The following is a 16,939-nucleotide window of genomic DNA, read 5'->3' on the forward strand; positions in this document are numbered from 1 at the left end:
TCCGCGGTGTTTCCGACCGGCCGGAGAGCGGCGAGACGGGCCCGGACGGCAGCCGGAGTCAGACGCGTTCGCGCGGGAAGACGCGGTCGGCGAGCTTCTGCAGCGTGCCGGACGGCGGCGATTCGTTGTACTTGCCGGCCAGTTCCTGATGGGACAGGGAGTGGATGGCGGCCATGACCTCGTCGGTCGCGGCGCGCCGGGCCTTGCCGGACTCGGGGGAGCCGTGGCGACGCAGGTCGAGGGGCTCGCCGAAGGCCACGGTGACCTTGCGGATGCGGGGAAACCTCGCCCCGACCGGCTGGATTTCCTGCGTGCCGATCAGCCCGACGGGCACGACGACCGCTCCGGTGGTGAGAGCCAGCCAGGCCACCCCCGTGCGCCCCTTGTACAGACGGCCGTCGAGAGACCGGGTCCCCTCCGGATAGATCGCGAAGGCGCTGTCGGACTCCAGGATGCTGCGCCCGGCGTCCAGGGCATCCTGCGCCGCCTGCCCGGCCCCGCGCTCGACTCCGACCGCGCCGATCGAGGTGAAGAAGGTGCGGCAGACCCAGCCCTTGAAACCCGTGCCGGTGAAATAGGTGGACTTGGCCAGGAACTGCACGCGCCGCGGCGCAGACAGCGGAATCACGATGCTGTCGATGAAGGACAGGTGGTTGCTGGCGAGGATGACGGGACCGGTCCGGGGGATGTTCTCGCGCCCGGTGATGGTGGGACGGAAGACCAGCCGGGCGATCGGCGCCATGATGCCGTAGCCGAGGAAATAGACGAATCCGGGCCGTTTCGTGGCTTCCGGTTCATCGGCGACCGGTTCGACGTGAGGCTTGTCCTGGGGTTCGTCGTGAGCTTCGTCCTTGGCACCGGTCATCCGACGACCCTACCGCCACGGTGCCGCCCGCCACGAAAGGACGGCGTCGCGCGCCCCGGCCGGGGGCCCGGGGCTCTGGGCGGACCGGGCTCCCGGACGTAACATGGAAAGGTGCGCAGACGAGTAGTTATTCTCGGGTCCACCGGCTCGATCGGAACCCAGGCCCTCGACGTGATCAAGCGGAATCCCAGCTGGTTCGAGGTGGTCGGGCTGTCCGCGGGCACCAATCGCACCATGCTCGACGAGCAGGCGGCCGAGTTCGAGGTCGAGCACACGGCGCTCGGCGCCGACGAGGCCGAACAGCTGGTGCGCGATGTGGAGGCCGACGTCGTGCTCAACGGCATCACCGGTTCGGTGGGTCTCGGGCCGACCCTCGCCGCGCTGCGGGCCGGGCGAACCCTCGCGCTGGCCAACAAGGAATCGTTGATCGTCGGCGGAGACCTGGTGAAGTCCCTGGCGGCGCCGGGGCAGATCGTGCCCGTCGACTCCGAGCACTCCGCCATCGCCCAGGCACTGCGCTCCGGCACTGCCCGTGAGGTGCGGCGCCTGGTGCTGACGGCATCCGGGGGGCCGTTTCGCGGTCGCAGCCGGGGTCAGCTGGCGGGTGTCACCCCGGCGGAGGCACTCGCCCACCCCACCTGGGACATGGGCCCGGTGGTCACCACGAACTCCGCGACGCTCGTCAACAAGGGCCTCGAGGTGATCGAGGCGCATCTGCTCTTCGACGTCGGGTACGAGCACATCGACGTGGTCGTGCACCCGCAGTCGGTGGTGCATTCCATGGTCGAGTTCATCGACGGGTCCACGATCGCCCAGGCCTCACCGCCCGACATGCGCCTGCCCATCTCCCTGGGCTTGTTCTGGCCGAACCGCGTCTCTGCGGTCGGCGTGCCGATCGACTGGACCACCCCGCACAGCTGGACCTTCGAACCCCTCGACACCGCGGCCTTCCCGGCGGTCGACCTGGCCAAACAGGTGGGGCGTGCGGGATCGACCTACCCGGCCGTGTTCAACGCGGCCAACGAGCAGGCGGTCGCGGCGTTCCATGCGGGCGCCATCGGCTTCCTCGGCATCGTCGACACCATCCAGCGGGTCGTCGAGGCGCACGAGCAGGACGGCCCGCTCACCCGCGAGTCGCTCGCCGCGGCCGAGGTCTGGGCGCGGGCCGCGGCCGACGCGCTCATCGCCGGCTGACGGCGAGCCCGGCCGCAGGCACGCTCACTGCGACACGGTGACGGATGCCGCGGCTCAGGTCGCGGCGCCGGGCCGCCGGTAGCTCTCCGCGGTCGTGCGAAGTGCCTGCGCCCACGGGGTCGCGGAGACGCCCAGTTCGCGCTCGGTCTCGGTGGAATCGATCAGATAGGGCACCAGGAACTGGTAGCTCGAGGCCCAGATCTCGCGCATCATCGGGTTCATCGCACCGAGGGAGCGCAGCAGCAACTGGGGGTAGCCGCGCACCCGGCCCCGACTGCCGTAGCGGCGGTTCAGCTGGTCGGCGATCTCGGAGCGGCTGATCGCGGCGCTCGGCACATGCCAGAGCCGGCCCCAGTCGCCCGCATGGTCGGACGCGGCCACCAGGGTGGTCACGATGTCCGGCAGGTAGCTCCAGCTGTGCACCAGGCCTGGCAGGCCGACGACCCTCGCCGTTTTCGAGCCCAGGATCGCCGTGAAGAACCGGTCTCCGAGATGGGCCGTGCCGACGACATCCGGGCCGAAGTAGTCGCTCGCGCGCACCTCGACGGCCTTCATCTCGCCTCGTTCGTGGGCTTCGCGTACGAGCCGCCAGCCCTCACGGCGCACCACACCCTTCGTCTCGGTCGTGGTCTCGGGGGAATGCTCGGTCATCGGCCCGTCGGGCAGGCCGTACGGGTAGAGGTTGCCCATCACGACCAGGGCAGCCCCGGACGCCGTCGCCGCCTTGATCGCCGCATCTATCACCGGCGGCCACTGGCTGGGCCAGTCGGTGTAGCGGGGATTGGTGCAGAGGAAGATGGTCGAGGCCCCCGCGGCGGCCCGGCTGAAGGCCGTGGGATCACCGGCATTGAGCACGACCGACTCGGCTCCGGCGGCCGCTGCCCCCGACCGGGTGGCGATGGAGACCTGGTCCCCGCGCGCGGCAAGCCGTTCGGCGAGCGGGCGGCCGATCATACCGGCGCCGACTACGAGCTGCTGGGGCATGGGACCTCCTGGATTCGCCGCCGACGCTAGTCGTCGCAGTTGTCGTCCTTCTTCTTACACGTGTCTTTCCCGTTGTCCTTCCCCGTGTCCTGTCCGGGGTCGGCGGTGGCGGCCGGCGCGGGAGCCACGGTCGGCTCCGGCTTGCTGGCGATGATCGCCGCATCGAGGTCGGCCGAGACGACGTTGAGGGCGGATTGCACCTGCGCCGAACGCTCGGCGGTGACCTGGCCGGCCGCGGCTGCGGTCAGCAGGTCGGCCTGCACCGCGACGAGTGCGGATTTGGCGCCTTCGAAGTCACCGGCTGCGGCGTCGGTGCTCACTTCCTGCACGCCGGACTGCAGCTTTCCGGCGATTGCCGGGTCCAGCGCCGGGGGCGTGTTCGAGCATCCGGTCAGGGTGGCGGCGACCAGGAACACCGTGGCCAGGGCGAGGGTCAAGCGGGGGCCGTGCGTCATGGCGTCAGGCTTTCCTGGAGCTGCTGGAGGTGGGTGCCGAGTGGCCCGTCGACGGCCGGGTAGCTGGCCGGTGGCGCGCTGGGTTCGGCCGCACGGGGGGAGAAGACCACGACGGCGAGCAGGATGGCCGCGGCTGCCACGACGACCCCGATCACCAGTCTGCGCCTGCTGCGGGGCAGGGCGGGGGAGGGTGCGTCACCGCGGGGGTGCGCTGCGGTGAGGAACTCGGTGGGCTCATCCCGGCCCGGGGCCGGCATGACCTTCGTGGCGGCGAAGACCAGAGTCGGGTCGGGAGCCTCGGCCGCGAACACCCTGGTCGGATCGAGGCGTTCCGTGCTCTCGAGGCGTTCCGTGCTCTCGAGGCGTTCCGTGGCGCCGAGGAGCTCGGTGGGGTCGTTGGCGCCTTCGGCCGCGAGGACCATGGTGGGGTCGAGCGTCTCCGGCGTCGGCAGAATTTCCGTGGCGGCCGTGATTCCGTTGGCCCCCATGACCTCGGTGAGGGCCGTCGCATCCGTCTGGGCCTCTGCGGTGGCCAGGCGGCGCAACTGCACGGCCGCGTCCTCCGAGCTCAGCCGGTCGGCGGGCTCCCGGCTCGTCATTCCGCCCAGGACCTCGGCCCAGGCCAGGCCCAGCTCGGCCGGGATTTCGGGCTGGCGCTGCAGCCGGGCCATCGCCGATTCGATCGCGGTTCCGGTGAAGGCGCGCTCACCGGTCAGGCATTCGAGCAGCACGAGGCCCAGCGAGTAGACGTCGCTGGGCGGCCCGATCGTCGTTCCGAGCGCCTGCTCGGGGCTGAGGTAGCCGGCGGTACCCAGCAGCGACCCGGTCGCCGTGAGCCGGGTCGCGTCGAAGAGGCGGGCGATGCCGAAGTCGGCGAGTTTGGCGTGCATGGCCCGGCCGGGGAACCCCGAGGGCGCCAGCAGCACGTTCGCCGGTTTGATGTCACGGTGGATGATTCCGCGCGCATGCACGTAGTGCAGCGCCTCGGCCAGGTCGGCGCCCATCGCGGCGACCTCGTCCGGGTGCAGGGGCCCGGAGGCGATCCGGCTGCGCAGATCGGTGCCGTCGACGAGTTCCATCACGATGAACGTGCGTGAGACGCCGTCGATCACGGCCGTGCCGGCATCGAAGAGGGTCACCAGCGCGAAGTGGTTGAGGCTCGCGAGCACGGTGACCTCGCCGCTCTGGCGTTCGGGACCGGCGTCGTCGGCCGCGTCCAGCCGGAACAGCTTCACGGCCACGGTGCGTCCCAAGTACAGGTCGGTGGCGCGGTAGACGGCCGCCATCCCCCCGGTGCCGAGGAGGGCGTCGATGCGAAAGCGGTCGGCCAGGCTGACGCCAATGGGACCGACGGTGTGTTGCGTGGACAGAGGGGACCTCCCGGTGGATCCGCGCAGTGAGAGGGATCCGTTGGGTCAAGCAAACCACACCTCTCAGGGGGAACGGCCAGCGCCCTCGCAGGATGGTGTGGGTAATCTACGACTGTGGAAACCGTGCTGCTGTACATATTGGGCGTCGTCGTCGTCGTGATCGGCCTTGCCCTGTCCATCGGCCTGCACGAGATCGGCCACCTGCTCCCGGCCAAAGCCTTCGGGGTCAAGGTCACCCAATACATGATCGGCTTCGGTCCCACGCTCTGGTCCCGCCGCAAGGGCGAGACCGAATACGGGGTGAAAGCCGTGCCGCTCGGCGGGTACATAGCGATGATCGGCATGTTCCCGCCGGCCAAAAAGGGCGGCAAGGTGCAGGCATCCAGCACCGGCTTCTTCAAACAGCTGGTCCAGGAGGGCGCGCCCGAGAAGAAGCAGAGCGCCCTGTCGACCATGGTCGACGATGCCCGCCAGTCCAGCGCCGATACCATCGGCGAGGGCGAGGACCACCGCGCGTTCTACCGCCTGCCCGTCTTCAAACGCGTCATCATCATGCTCGGCGGCCCCACGATGAACCTGCTGATCGCGGTCGTGCTGTTCGCGATCCTGCTCATGGGCTTCGGCACGGCGCAGGCGAGCACCACCGTCGGCAGCGTGTCCCAGTGCGTGCTGCCGGCCACGAGCACCCGCCAGGCCTGCGAACCGACCGACGAGAAGGCCCCCGGCGCCGCGGCCGGCCTCCAGCCCGGCGACCGGCTCGTCAGCATCGACGGCGCCGCCATCACGAGCTGGGACCAGTCGACCGCGATCATCCGTGAGTCGCCCGGCACCCCCCTCACCGTCATCGTCGAGCGAGACGGTTCCCCGCTGAACCTCACCATCACCCCGAAACTCACCGAGCGGTACGTGACGGATGCCGCCGGCAAGGTCGAGAAGGATTCCGCCGGCAAGGCGGTCACCCAGGAGGTCGGCTTCGTCGGGATCGGCCCCGCCGGCGAACTCGTGCAGCAGCCGGCGACCGCCGTGCTGCCGGCGGTGGGCGACAACATCGGCGCCGTCGTGCACATGATCGCCAACCTGCCCCAGCGCATGGTCGATATCGCAAACGCCGCCTTCGGACCGGGGGAGCGCGACCCCAACGGCCCGATCAGCGTGGTCGGCGTCGGCCGCGTCGCCGGCGAGATCGCCAGCATCGACACGATCCCGGTGGCCAGCAAGATCGCCAGCCTGCTGGGTCTTCTGGCCTCCCTCAACGTGGCCCTGTTCGTGTTCAACCTGATCCCGCTGATGCCGCTGGACGGTGGGCACGTGGCCGGCGCGCTCTGGGAGGGCCTGCGTCGCTGGGTCGCCCGGCTGTTCAAGCGCCCCGACCCGGGCCCCGTCGACACTGCCCGGCTGATGCCGCTGACGTTCGCGGTCGTGATCGTGCTCGGCGGCATGAGCCTGCTCCTCATCTACGCCGACATCGTCAAGCCCATCAACCTCTTCGGCTGACCCGCCTGACCCGCTCGCTCCGAGGTGCGGTGAACCAATTCGACGAAGATTTTGCCCTAAAAGCGGTATTTCGGCGTTTTCGGGCCGTTTCGGGCAACATCTCCGTCGAATTGGTTAGGGGCGCGGGGGCGCAGAGAGCAGGGTGCGAGCAGCGGGCCGCAGGGCCCCGGACGCTATAGCGGCCTACTCCCGGCGGAGTACGCCGGCCGGGCCCGTCGGCGGACGAAGCAGGGGCGCTCCGGAACTACGATCGGAAGATGCAGCACTGGGATTCCGACGCTCCGTGGTACGACGACGATCGGGGTCGCGCCGGCGGCGACGAAACCCGGGTTCCGATCATCGGCAGGGTGTGGATCCCTGTCGTCATCTCCTTCCTGGTGCAGGTGCCCACGGTCGCCATCCTCGCTCTCCGCGGGTCGGCGTCAGAGCCCGGACACCCCGGGCGGCGTTTCCCCGGCGCGGAGCCCCACCTCCCGGACGACTGGTTCCTTGCCGTGGGCCTCGCGCTGATCGGCCCACTGGCCCTGATCGGCGCCCGCCGTTTTCCCGGCCCGGTCGCGGCCGTCGCCGCCGCGGCCGGAGGAGCGCTGGTGTTGGTGCGTCCTGACATCGGGCTGCCCTACGTGGCGCTGGCCTTCGCGGTCGTGCTCGGCATCCTTCGCGGCGCCCGGGTCTGGGTGTACTCCTCGGTCGCCGCCGTCTGGGTGGCCACCATCGGGCTCGCCGGGATTCTCGATTTCCCGCTGCAGCCGGCCCGGATCGCGTTCACGACGCTCGTGCTGGCCGCGCTGATGGGATTGGGTGAGTGGCTGCGCTCCCGCCGCGACCGGATCAGCACCCTGCGCCGCACCGCGGTCGCGCGGCGGCAAACGGCCGAGCAGCGCGAGCGGGTTCGGATCGCCCGGGAACTGCACGACGTGCTCGCGCACTCGCTCTCCCAGATCAACGTGCAGGCCGGGGTCGCCCTGCACCTGCTCGACAGCCAGCCGGACCGGGCCGCCGAGTCGCTGGCCAGCATCAAGGCCACGAGCAAGAACGCCCTCGACGAGGTGCGCACGGTGCTCGGCATCATTCGGTCCGACGTCTCGGAGGAGAACTCCGCGCCCCTTGCTCCCGAACCGGACCTCGACCGGTTGCCCGCGCTGATCGAGTCCTTCCGCAACCAGGGGATGCGCGTGGAGCTGGCCGGCGAGCTCGGCCCCGTCGCCGAGGCGGCCGGCGCGGCCACCCAGCTGGCCCTGTACCGGATCTGCCAGGAGGCGCTCACAAATGTGTTGCGGCACGCGCCGACGCGCTCCGCGGCCGTGCGCCTGGCCGTGGACGGCGGCGACGCCGTGCTGACGGTGACGGATGGCGACGGCCTCGGGCAGGCCGACGCCCCGATCACCCCCGGCGGCGGCCTGCTCGGAATGCGCGAGCGCGCCGAACTGCTCGGCGGCACCCTGCGGGTCTCGCCCTCGGGCGATGGGTTCGAGGTCGAGGCGCGCCTGCCGCTGGGGAGGACCCGGTGATCCGGGTCGTCATCGCCGACGACCAGCAGTTGATCCGGGCGGGATTCCGGGCCCTGCTCGAGTCCGAACCCGACCTCGAGGTGGTGGCCGAGGCGGCGACCGGTCCCGAGGCGGTCGAGCAGGTCACCCGGCACCGGCCCGACGTGGTGCTGATGGACATCCGGATGCCCGGCGGTGACGGCCTGTGGGCCACCGAACGCATCACCGAGAACCCTGCTCTCGCCGCCACGCACATCGTGATCGTCACCACCTTCGAGCTGGACGAGTACGTGGCCCAGGCCATCCGCGCCGGGGCCAGCGGCTTCCTGGTCAAGGACACCGAGCCGACCGAGCTGATCCGCGCTGTGCGTGTCGCCGCGGCCGGGGACGCGCTGCTCTCGCCCGGCGTGACCCGCCGGCTGCTGGAACGCCTGGGGCCGGACCTCCGCGACCCGCACGACGAGACGCTGCTCGCGAGGCTGACCGGTCGCGAACGAGAGGTGCTCGGGCTGGTCGGCCGCGGCCTGACCAACACCGAGATCGGGCCGCGGCTCTTCCTCAGCCCGCTCACCGCGAAGACGCACGTGTCGCGCATCATGAGCAAACTCGCGGCCCGCGACCGGGTGCAGCTCGTGATCATCGCGTACGAGGCGGGGCTGGTGGGCTCGGGTCAGTAGGCGGTTCCGGCGGGCCGGTCAACGGATGCGCACACCCCCGGGTGGACGCGAAGTGCCTCCGCCCGGCGGATTCGCGTCAGCCCGGCCACGGCGACACTGGGGTATCGGTCTCGTCGGACTCCCGGCGGACCGCCACCGAATCGCCACAGAACCGAATCGCCACAGAATGGACTCCTCATGCTCTCCACTGCAGTGCTCACCGCGCTTGCCGCCCAGCCCGGCTACGGCGGGGGTCCCGGCCACAGCGGCGGGATGATCTGGTTGCTTGTCCTGCTTCCGCTGTTCGGGCTCCTCCTGCTGGGGCTCCTGTTCGCCCTGTTCGGACGTCGCTGGCGCCGGGGAATGGCCAGCCCCGCCGGTTCCGGCTACGGCGCCCGTCCTGGCTGGCCGGTCGCCGGCGACACCAGCAGCGCCGAGAAGACCCTGGACGCGCAGGCCCGCCGACCGGCAGAAGGGGCGCTAGCGGGACAGCAGCAGCGCGTCGCCCTGGCCGCCGCCGCCACAGAGCGCGACGGCCGCCTTGCCGCTGCCGCGACGGGCGAGTTCGAGTGCCGCGTGCAGGGCCAGCCGGCCCCCGGACGCCCCGATCGGGTGGCCGATCGCGATGGCGCCGCCGTGGATGTTGACGCGGTCGGCTGAGATACCGAGCTCCCGGGTGGACTCGAGCGCCACCGCGGCGAATGCCTCGTTGATCTCGACCAGGTCGAGGTCCCCGGCCGCCCAGCCCTGCCGGTCGAGTGCGTGCATGATCGCATTCGCGGGCTGCGAGTGCAGCGAGTTGTCCGGCCCGGCGACCTGACCGGATGCCTCCACGACGGCCAGCCAGCTCAGCCCGTGGTCCTCAGCCCAGCGGCGGCTGCTCAGCACCACGGCGCTCGCCCCGTCACTGAGCGGCGACGAGTTGCCGGCGGTGACGGTGCCGTCCGCGGCGAAGGCCGGGCGCAGGCGCCCCAGCGACTCCGGAGTGCTGTTGCCCCGCACGCCCTCGTCGGTGGAGACCAGAAGCGGCTCACCCTTGCGCTGCGGAACGCTGATCGGCGTGATCTCGCCGTCGAGCAGGCCGGCCTCGGCGGCCGCGGCTGCGCGTTGGTGTGAGGCGGCCGCGATGGCGTCCTGGTCGGCGCGCCCGATGCCGAGGGTGGTGTTGACGTGTTCGGTGGAGAGCCCCATCGACAAACCGTCGAAGGCATCCGTGAGCCCGTCGTGCGCGGCGTGGTCCAGCACGGTGACGCTGCCGAACGGCCAGCCCTGGCGCGAGCCGGGCAGCAGGTGCGGGGCCCGAGACATGGATTCCTGCCCGCCGGCCACGACGACATCCGCTTCGTTCAGACGGATGAGCCGGGCCGCGTCGATGATCGCCGCCAGCCCGGAGAGGCAGACCTTGTTCACCGTCATCGCCGGCACGTTCCAGGGGATGCCGGCACCGATGGAACTCTGCCTGGCCGGGTTCTGGCCGCAGCCAGCCTGGAGCACCTGGCCCATCAGTACGGCGTCGACCTCGTCGGCGGCCACGCCGGCGCGCGCGAGGGCTCCGACGATGGCGGCGGTCCCCAGCTGCACGGCGGTCAGGGCGGACAGCTGGCCGTTGACGCGGCCCTGGGGCGTGCGCGAGCCCGCGAGGATGACCACTTCGATGTCGCTCATGATGACTCCTTTGTCTTCGTGTTCTCTGATCGTGTTCCGGCTTGCCGCCGGCCTGGTGTTCGTCGTCTCTCCTGACAGTATCGCCGACGTTCGGGCGAGAGGCGGGACCCGGCCGGGACATGGCGCGGGCACGGACGACGCTGGTCAGAGGGGAGAAATCCTCAGCCCCGGAAAGAACCAGCCGGCTCATCTAGAATGTTGCCGTGGCTGCAATCAACCTGGGAATGCCCAAAGTACCTGAAGTACTCGCTCCGCGTCGCAAGTCGCGTCAGATCAAGGTCGGCAAGGTGCTCGTCGGCGGTGACGCCCGCGTCAGCGTGCAGTCGATGACGACGACGCCGACGACCGACATCAACGGCACCCTCCAGCAGATCGCCGAATTGACGGCATCAGGATGCGACATCGTGCGCGTCGCGGTGCCGAGCCGGGACGATGCCGAGGCCCTGCCGATCATCGCCAAGAAGAGCCAGATCCCGGTGATCGCCGACATTCATTTCCAGCCGAGCTACGTGTTCGCGGCGATCGACGCCGGCTGCGCCGCCGTGCGGGTCAACCCCGGCAACATCCGCAAGTTCGACGACCAGGTGGGCAAGATCGCCGCCGCGGCCAAAGCCGCCGGCGTTTCCCTCCGGATCGGCGTCAACGCGGGCTCGCTCGAGCCGAGCCTGCTGCAGAAGTACGGCAAGGCCACCCCGGAGGCTCTCGTCGAGAGCGCGGTCTGGGAAGCGAGCCTGTTCGAGGAGCACGACTTCCACGACTTCAAGATCTCCGTCAAGCACAACGACCCGGTGATCATGGTCAAGGCCTACCGACTGCTCGCGGAACGCGGCGACTGGCCCCTGCACCTCGGCGTCACCGAGGCCGGACCGTCGTTCCAGGGCACCATCAAGAGCGCCACGGCGTTCGGGATCCTGCTCGGAGAGGGCATCGGAGACACCATCCGGGTGTCGCTGAGCGCGCCTCCGGCCGAGGAGATCAAGGTGGGCCTGCAGATCCTGCAGTCACTGAACCTGCGTGAGCGCAAGCTTGAGATCGTGTCCTGCCCGAGCTGCGGCCGCGCCCAGGTCGACGTGTACAAGCTTGCCAACGACGTCACCGATGGTCTGGAGGGCATGACCGTGCCCCTGCGCGTCGCGGTGATGGGCTGTGTCGTGAACGGACCGGGCGAGGCTCGGGACGCCGACCTCGGTGTCGCGTCCGGCAACGGCAAGGGCCAGATCTTCGTGCGCGGCGAGGTCATCAAGACCGTGCCGGAGTCCGAGATCGTGGCGACCCTGATCGAGGAGGCCAATCGGATGGCCGCCGAGATGCCGCCGAGCGAGGACTCCCTCGGCGCTCCGGTCGTGACGGTCGGCGCCAACTAGCCGAGCTCATCAGCGCAGCACCGTGCCGGCGGCGAACCAATTCGACGGAGATTTTGCGGTAAAACTGCTGTTTCGCAGGGTTCAGGGCCGATTTCGGCAGAATCTCCGTCGAATTCGTTCGGGACGGAACTGCTGCAGGGACGCTGGCTCAGTCGTCACCGGGTCCACCACGGGCATCCGTCGCCCTCGATGTTTGGATCCGCCCGCCGGCCCGATGCCGGCCAGTCAGCCAGCCCGCCCGCCGCCCGTCGGTCGGGCCGGCCAGCGCGCCGTAAAGTAGGTGCGTGCCTATTCGTATGTCCAACTACTTCCTCCGTACCCTCCGCGAAGACCCGTCGGATGCCGAGGTCGCCAGCCACCGCCTGCTCGTGCGTGCCGGTTACATCCGCCGTCAGGCCCCGGGAATCTTCGCATGGCTGCCGATCGGCCTGCGCGTCAAGGCGAAGATCGAGACGATCGTGCGCGAGGAGATGGCCGCCGCCGGCGCCTTCGAGGTGCATTTCCCGGCTCTGCTGCCGCGCGAGCCCTACGAGATCACGGGCCGCTGGGACGAGTACGGCGACGGCCTGTTCCGGCTCCAGGATCGCAAGGGCAGCGACATGCTCCTCGCGCCCACCCACGAAGAGGTCTTCACCCTGCTCGTGAAAGACCTGTACAGCTCCTACAAGGACCTGCCCCTGTCGATCTTCCAGATCCAGGACAAGTACCGCGACGAGGCCCGGTCCCGCGGCGGTCTGCTGCGCGGGCGCGAATTCACCATGAAGGATGCCTATTCCTTCGACTACACGGATGCCGGCCTCGACGCCAGCTACCAGGCCCAGCGCGACGCCTACGAGCGCATCTTCACCCGGCTGGGCCTTGAGTACGTCATCGTGCAGGCGGACGCCGGCGCGATGGGAGGCTCCAAGAGCGAGGAATTCCTGCACCCGACGCCGGTCGGCGAGGACACCTTCGTGCGTTCCGCCGGCGGCTACGCGGCCAACATCGAGGCGTTCAAGACGGTCGTTCCGCCCGCCATCGACTGGGCCGGCTTCCCGGCCGCCGAGGTGTTCGACACCCCGGACACCCCCACCATCCAGACCCTGGTCGACCGCGCCAATGATGATCACCCCCGTCCCGACGGCCGCGCCTGGACCGGCGCGGACACCCTCAAGAACGTCGTCCTCGCGCTGATTCAGCCCGACGGCTGCCGTGAGCTCCTCGTGATCGGTCTCCCCGGAGACCGTGAGGTGGACCTCAAGCGCGTCGAGGTCGCCGTCGCCCCCGCCGAGGTGGAGGCCGCGAACGAAACCGACTTCGCCAAGTTCCCCGGGCTGGTCAAGGGCTACATCGGACCCTGGTCCGCGAACGGGGCGGTGCTCGGCGAGAAGTCGGCCACCGGTATCCGTTTCGTGGTCGACCCCCGCGTCGTCGAGGGCACCGAGTGGATCACCGGCGCCAACGAGGCCGGGCGCCACGTCTTCGGGCTCGTCGCCGGACGGGACTTCGCCGTCGACGGCACGATCGAGGCCGCAGAGGTGCGCGCCGGAGACCCCGCACCCGACGGCTCCGGCCCGGTGGAACTCGCCCGCGGCATGGAGATCGGGCACGTCTTCCAGCTCGGCCGCAAGTACGCGGAGGCGCTCGGACTCAAGGTTCTGGACGAGAACGGCAAGCTGGTCACGGTCACGATGGGCTCCTACGGCATCGGCGTCACCCGCATTCTCGCGACCATCGCCGAGCTGAACAACGATCCCAAGGGCCTGATCTGGCCCGCGACCGTGGCGCCCTTCGACGTTCACGTGATCGCCACCGGCCGGGACGAGGTCGTCTTCGAGACCTCGCAGACCGTCGTCGCTGCGATCGAGGCCACCGGCCGTGAGGTTCTCTACGACGATCGCCGCAAGGTGTCGCCCGGGGTCAAGTTCGGCGACGCCGAGCTGATCGGCATCCCGCAGATCGTCATCGTCGGCCGCGGGGCAGCCGACGGCATCGTCGAACTCTGGGACCGCCGCACGGGGGACCGCACCCAGGTGGCCGTCGACGACGTCACCGCCAGCTTCAGCTGAGGCGCTGCAGCCTCTCACGCTAACGAATTCGACGGAGATTTTGGCCGCATTGGCCTAAAACGCCCTGGAAAACCGCAATTAGCGGTGAATCTCCGTCGAATTGGTTCACGGCCGGCCTCTTTCCCGGACGGTGATGTCCGTCGTTCGAGGTGCGTTGTCGTTCGATGTGCGTCAGAGGCGGGCGAGCCGGGACCGGGCGAAGCAGTACAAGCCGTAGGCGATCAGGCCCGCGCCGACCACCACCAGGATCGCGACCCCGAACGGCAGGGCGACGAGTGCCTTCAGCGCGCCGTCCATGCCGGTGGCCTTGTCGGGGTTGTGCGTGAACGCCGCGACCGCGAAGAGGACGCCGACGGTGCCGAGCGCGATGCCCTCAGCGCTGTAGCCCACGGTGCCGAGTGCCACCACCGCCGTGCCGGCCGCCCCGCGGGGCACCGTGATGCTCTCGGTGAACTTGTGGCTGGCGCCGCGCACGACGAAGACGGCCCCGATGCCGAGCACGACCAGACCGCCGATGAACAGCAGGATGACCCCGCCCGGGAGCCCGAGCAGGGTCGCCGTGGAATCCCGGGCGGTTTCGGACGAACTCGCCGTGGCGCCGCGCGCGAACGTGAGCGCCGTGGCCGCGATCAGGAGGAAGACGGCGCCCTTGCCGATCAGGACGGCGCGTTTGGCCCACTTGCGCTTGGGGTCGCGCGCGGGTTCGACGAAGGCCTGAACCAGATACCAGAGACCGAGCGCGGCCAGGCCGATCACCACCGTCCACAGCAGGAACACGCCGCCCGGGGTGCGTGCGAGCTGACCGAGCGCGCCCGACTGGTCTGCCGAACCGCCGCCCGCGCCCGCGCCGGTCGCCACGCTGATCGCGATCGAGCCGATCATCACGTGCAGCAGGCCGTTCACCGCGTAGCCGGCGCGGGCCAGCAGCTGGAACGTTCGGCTGCCTTCGACGGTTCGGGCTGCATCCTGGGCATTGTCAGAAACGGATTCGGGTGTCATCCGGCCAGCGTAGCGTCGAGTCTATTGCCGGGGCAGGGTCAGTTTCCGTGCCTGGCGTCCCCGGTCCGGGTGACGGGGACCCGAGGAGTCGGGTACCGTATAGGAGAGCCCGCTGCGCAGTTTCGCGGCGGCAAGATCTGAATAGAGGAGGCCGGCCATGGACATCGACCTCAGCGTGTTGCGGCAGATGGAGCGCGAGAAAGAGATTCCCTTCGAGGAACTCGTGCAGATTATTGAGCAAGCAATTCTGACGGCCTATCAGAAGCACACCCACCAGGGTGACGCTCCGAAGCAGGCCGTCGAGGAAGAGCCGGAAGCGCGCGTCGTACTCGACCGCAAGACCGGCCACGTCGACATTTTTGTGCCCGAAAACGATGAAGAGGGCAACGTCGTCGGCGAAGCCGTCGACAACCCCACCGACTTCGGCCGCATCGCGGCCTTCGCGGCCAAGCAGGTCATCAACCAGCGTCTGCGCGATCTGGCCGACGACGCCGTGCTCGGCGAGTTCAAGGGCCGTGAGGGCGAGATCGTCGCCGGGATCATCCAGCAGGGACCGAACCCGCGCATGATCCACGTCGACCTGGGCACGATCGAAGCGATCCTGCCGCCCGAGGAGCAGGTGCCGAGCGAGAGCTACGTGCACGGGCAGCGCATCCGCGTCTACGTCACGGCCGTCGGCAAGGGTCTGAAGGGCCCGCAGATCACCGTGTCGCGCACACACCCGTCCCTGGTGCGGCGCCTGTTCGCCCTCGAGGTCCCGGAGATCGCCAGCGGCGTCGTCGAGATCGTGTCGCTGGCCCGCGAAGCAGGCCACCGCACCAAGATGGCCGTTCGCGCCACCGAGCCCGGCGTCAACGCCAAGGGCGCCTGCATCGGCGAACTCGGCCAGCGCGTGCGAGCCGTCACCGTGGAGCTCAACAACGAGAAGATCGACATCGTCGACTACTCGCCCGACCTCGCCACTTTCGTGGCCAGCGCGCTGTCGCCCGCGAAGGTGACCAGCGCCTATGTGATCGATGAGTCCATCAAGGCCGTCCGCGCCCTCGTGCCCGACTACCAGCTGTCGCTGGCGATCGGCAAGGAAGGCCAGAATGCGCGCCTCGCGGCGAAGCTTACGGGTGCCAAAATCGACATCCAGCCGGACAGCATTCTGGAGGATGCCGAATAGGGGGTACGATGGAACCCGTTAGAACGTGCATTGGATGCCGTTCGCGCGCTCCGCAGTCCTCATTATTGAGGGTTGTAGCCCGAGAATCGGAACTCGTGGTGGATGAAACCGCCACTCTGTCTGGGCGAGGCGCGTGGCTGCATCCCACTACCGCGTGCTTCCAGGATGCACAGCGGCGACACGCTTTCGGGCGTGCCCTTCGCGTGACCAGTTCTTTGGACGCGAAACAACTAGAGAACAGGCTGAACAGGCTTATGGATAACTAATGAGCGGCTCGAAATGAGACCCGTCCGTTACTAACGGTCTGCCCCTTTCCGGGTGCAGGCCCGGAACAGGAGAATTGTGGCTGCAAAACCACGCGTACACGAGATCGCCAGCGAGCTCGGAGTCGACAGCAAGGTAGCCCTTGCCAAATTGAAGGAAATGGGCGAGTTCGTCAAGGGACCGTCCAGTAGTGTTGAACCCCCGGTAGCGCGCCGTCTGCGCGCCGCCCTCCAGGCCGAGTCCGGTGCGGCATCGAGCACGTCTGCGGCAGTTCCCGCCGGGGCGACCCCCGCCGCGGCAGCAGCACCGGCCAAGCCGGGTGCCGCCCGTCCGTCACCGGCCAAGCTCGCCGTCAAGCCGGGCGCACGTCCTGTCGCCGAGGTTCCCGCAGCGGTCCCCGCCGCGGACGCCCCGCCGATGCCGACGGCCCCGCTGACCGTTGCCGAGCGTCAGGCGCAGGCAGCCGAGAAGGCCGCAGCGGCTGAGAAGTCCGCCGCCGCCGAGAAGGCCGCTGCCGCAGCCGCCGAGCCGGCCGCCGCGACGGATGTTCCGGCCGCCAAGACCGAGGGCGCGGTGGCATCCGCTGCCAAGCCCGGTGGCTCCGTTCCGAAGCCGCCGGCTGCGCGTCCGGGCAACAACCCGTTCGCCAGCAACCAGGGCATGGGCAAGACCCCCAGCCCGCGTCCGGGCAACAACCCGTTCGCCAGTGCACAGGGCATGGGCCAGCGCCCGCCGTCCACGTCTTCCCCCAGCAACATTCCCCGCCCCGCTGCTCCGCGCCCCGGCGCGCCGCGTCCGGGCGGACCCGGCCAGGCTCCGCGCCCGACCGGTTTCGGTCAGCGCCCGGGTGCCTTCCAGCGTCCCGGTGGCGCTCCGGGCGGCGCCGGCGGCGCACGCCCCGGCTTCCAGCGCCCCGGTGGCGC

Annotated in this window: 15 protein-coding genes; 9 read left to right on the forward strand and 6 right to left on the reverse strand. The window is 69.7% G+C overall.

The genetic code is table 11. From position 1 onward, the window contains the following. Nucleotides 1-58 precede the first annotated feature (58 nt). On the reverse strand, nt 59-865 hold the full coding sequence (locus E3T42_RS03845) for a 1-acyl-sn-glycerol-3-phosphate acyltransferase (protein ID WP_134365411.1): 807 nt from the start codon (nt 863-865) through the stop codon (nt 59-61). Nucleotides 866-976: 111 nt separating this feature from the next. Between E3T42_RS03845 and E3T42_RS03850 the strand changes: the two genes are divergently transcribed. Beyond that, entirely contained in the window at nt 977-2,059 is a 1,083-nt protein-coding gene (locus E3T42_RS03850) for a 1-deoxy-D-xylulose-5-phosphate reductoisomerase (protein WP_134365412.1), read from the forward strand. Between the two features lie 54 nt (nt 2,060-2,113). On the opposite strand, the gene E3T42_RS03855 is transcribed toward E3T42_RS03850, so the two are convergent. From E3T42_RS03855 to E3T42_RS03865, 3 genes are read right to left on the reverse strand one after another with little or no spacing between them, the layout of a single operon-like run. Beyond that, nucleotides 2,114-3,043 (reverse strand): NAD-dependent epimerase/dehydratase family protein, encoded by a 930-nt coding sequence (locus E3T42_RS03855; protein ID WP_134402474.1) that lies wholly within the window; start codon nt 3,041-3,043, stop codon nt 2,114-2,116. Between the two features lie 26 nt (nt 3,044-3,069). Further along, nucleotides 3,070-3,498, reverse strand: a complete 429-nt coding sequence (locus E3T42_RS03860) for a hypothetical protein (RefSeq protein WP_134365414.1) — start codon at nt 3,496-3,498, stop codon at nt 3,070-3,072. Next, nucleotides 3,495-4,895 (reverse strand): serine/threonine-protein kinase, encoded by a 1,401-nt coding sequence (locus tag E3T42_RS03865; RefSeq protein WP_370261662.1) that lies wholly within the window; start codon nt 4,893-4,895, stop codon nt 3,495-3,497. Before E3T42_RS03865 ends, E3T42_RS03860 begins: the two co-directional genes overlap by 4 nt. 87 nt (nt 4,896-4,982) lie before the next feature. On the opposite strand from E3T42_RS03865, the gene E3T42_RS03870 reads away from it, so the two are divergent. The 3 genes from E3T42_RS03870 (at nt 4,983) to E3T42_RS03880 (ending at nt 8,529) form a co-directional block, all read left to right on the forward strand. Further along, entirely contained in the window at nt 4,983-6,362 is a 1,380-nt protein-coding gene (locus E3T42_RS03870) for an RIP metalloprotease (protein ID WP_198415950.1), read from the forward strand. Nucleotides 6,363-6,619: 257 nt separating this feature from the next. After that, nucleotides 6,620-7,873, forward strand: a complete 1,254-nt coding sequence (locus tag E3T42_RS03875; RefSeq protein WP_134402475.1) for a sensor histidine kinase — start codon at nt 6,620-6,622, stop codon at nt 7,871-7,873. Further along, on the forward strand, nt 7,870-8,529 hold the full coding sequence (locus E3T42_RS03880; protein ID WP_134365417.1) for a response regulator transcription factor: 660 nt from the start codon (nt 7,870-7,872) through the stop codon (nt 8,527-8,529). The genes E3T42_RS03875 and E3T42_RS03880 overlap by 4 nt, the downstream gene beginning before the upstream one ends. A gap of 459 nt (nt 8,530-8,988) precedes the next feature. On the opposite strand, the gene E3T42_RS03885 is transcribed toward E3T42_RS03880, so the two are convergent. Further along, nucleotides 8,989-10,173: an acetyl-CoA C-acetyltransferase gene (locus E3T42_RS03885; protein WP_134365418.1), complete on the reverse strand. Its 1,185-nt coding sequence runs from the start codon at nt 10,171-10,173 to the stop codon at nt 8,989-8,991. Nucleotides 10,174-10,376: 203 nt separating this feature from the next. Between E3T42_RS03885 and ispG the strand changes: the two genes are divergently transcribed. Further along, nucleotides 10,377-11,537, forward strand: a complete 1,161-nt coding sequence (gene ispG / locus E3T42_RS03890; protein WP_174235675.1) for a flavodoxin-dependent (E)-4-hydroxy-3-methylbut-2-enyl-diphosphate synthase — start codon at nt 10,377-10,379, stop codon at nt 11,535-11,537. A 296-nt stretch (nt 11,538-11,833) separates the two neighbouring features. Then, nucleotides 11,834-13,585: a proline--tRNA ligase gene (locus E3T42_RS03895; RefSeq protein ID WP_134402481.1), complete on the forward strand. Its 1,752-nt coding sequence runs from the start codon at nt 11,834-11,836 to the stop codon at nt 13,583-13,585. Nucleotides 13,586-13,756: 171 nt separating this feature from the next. Here E3T42_RS03895 and E3T42_RS03900 read toward each other — a convergent pair whose 3' ends face one another. Continuing rightward, nucleotides 13,757-14,584, reverse strand: coding sequence for a DUF1206 domain-containing protein (locus E3T42_RS03900; protein ID WP_134402476.1), 828 nt, complete (start codon nt 14,582-14,584; stop codon nt 13,757-13,759). Between the two features lie 157 nt (nt 14,585-14,741). Here E3T42_RS03900 and nusA point away from each other — a divergent pair, with 157 nt between their 5' ends. From nusA to E3T42_RS03915, 3 genes are all read left to right on the forward strand, one after another. Next, nucleotides 14,742-15,752, forward strand: a complete 1,011-nt coding sequence (gene nusA, locus E3T42_RS03905) for a transcription termination factor NusA (RefSeq protein ID WP_134365420.1) — start codon at nt 14,742-14,744, stop codon at nt 15,750-15,752. Nucleotides 15,753-15,760: 8 nt separating this feature from the next. Next, nucleotides 15,761-16,018, forward strand: a complete 258-nt coding sequence (locus E3T42_RS03910) for a YlxR family protein (protein WP_134365421.1) — start codon at nt 15,761-15,763, stop codon at nt 16,016-16,018. A gap of 76 nt (nt 16,019-16,094) precedes the next feature. Further along, nucleotides 16,095-16,939, forward strand: an 845-nt coding sequence (locus tag E3T42_RS03915; RefSeq protein ID WP_174776676.1) for a translation initiation factor IF-2 N-terminal domain-containing protein, incomplete at its 3' end; no start/stop codon positions are given.

Origin of the sequence: Cryobacterium sp. TMT4-10 (assembly GCF_004403275.1) — a bacterium.
GTDB classification, from domain to species: domain Bacteria; phylum Actinomycetota; class Actinomycetes; order Actinomycetales; family Microbacteriaceae; genus Cryobacterium; species Cryobacterium shii.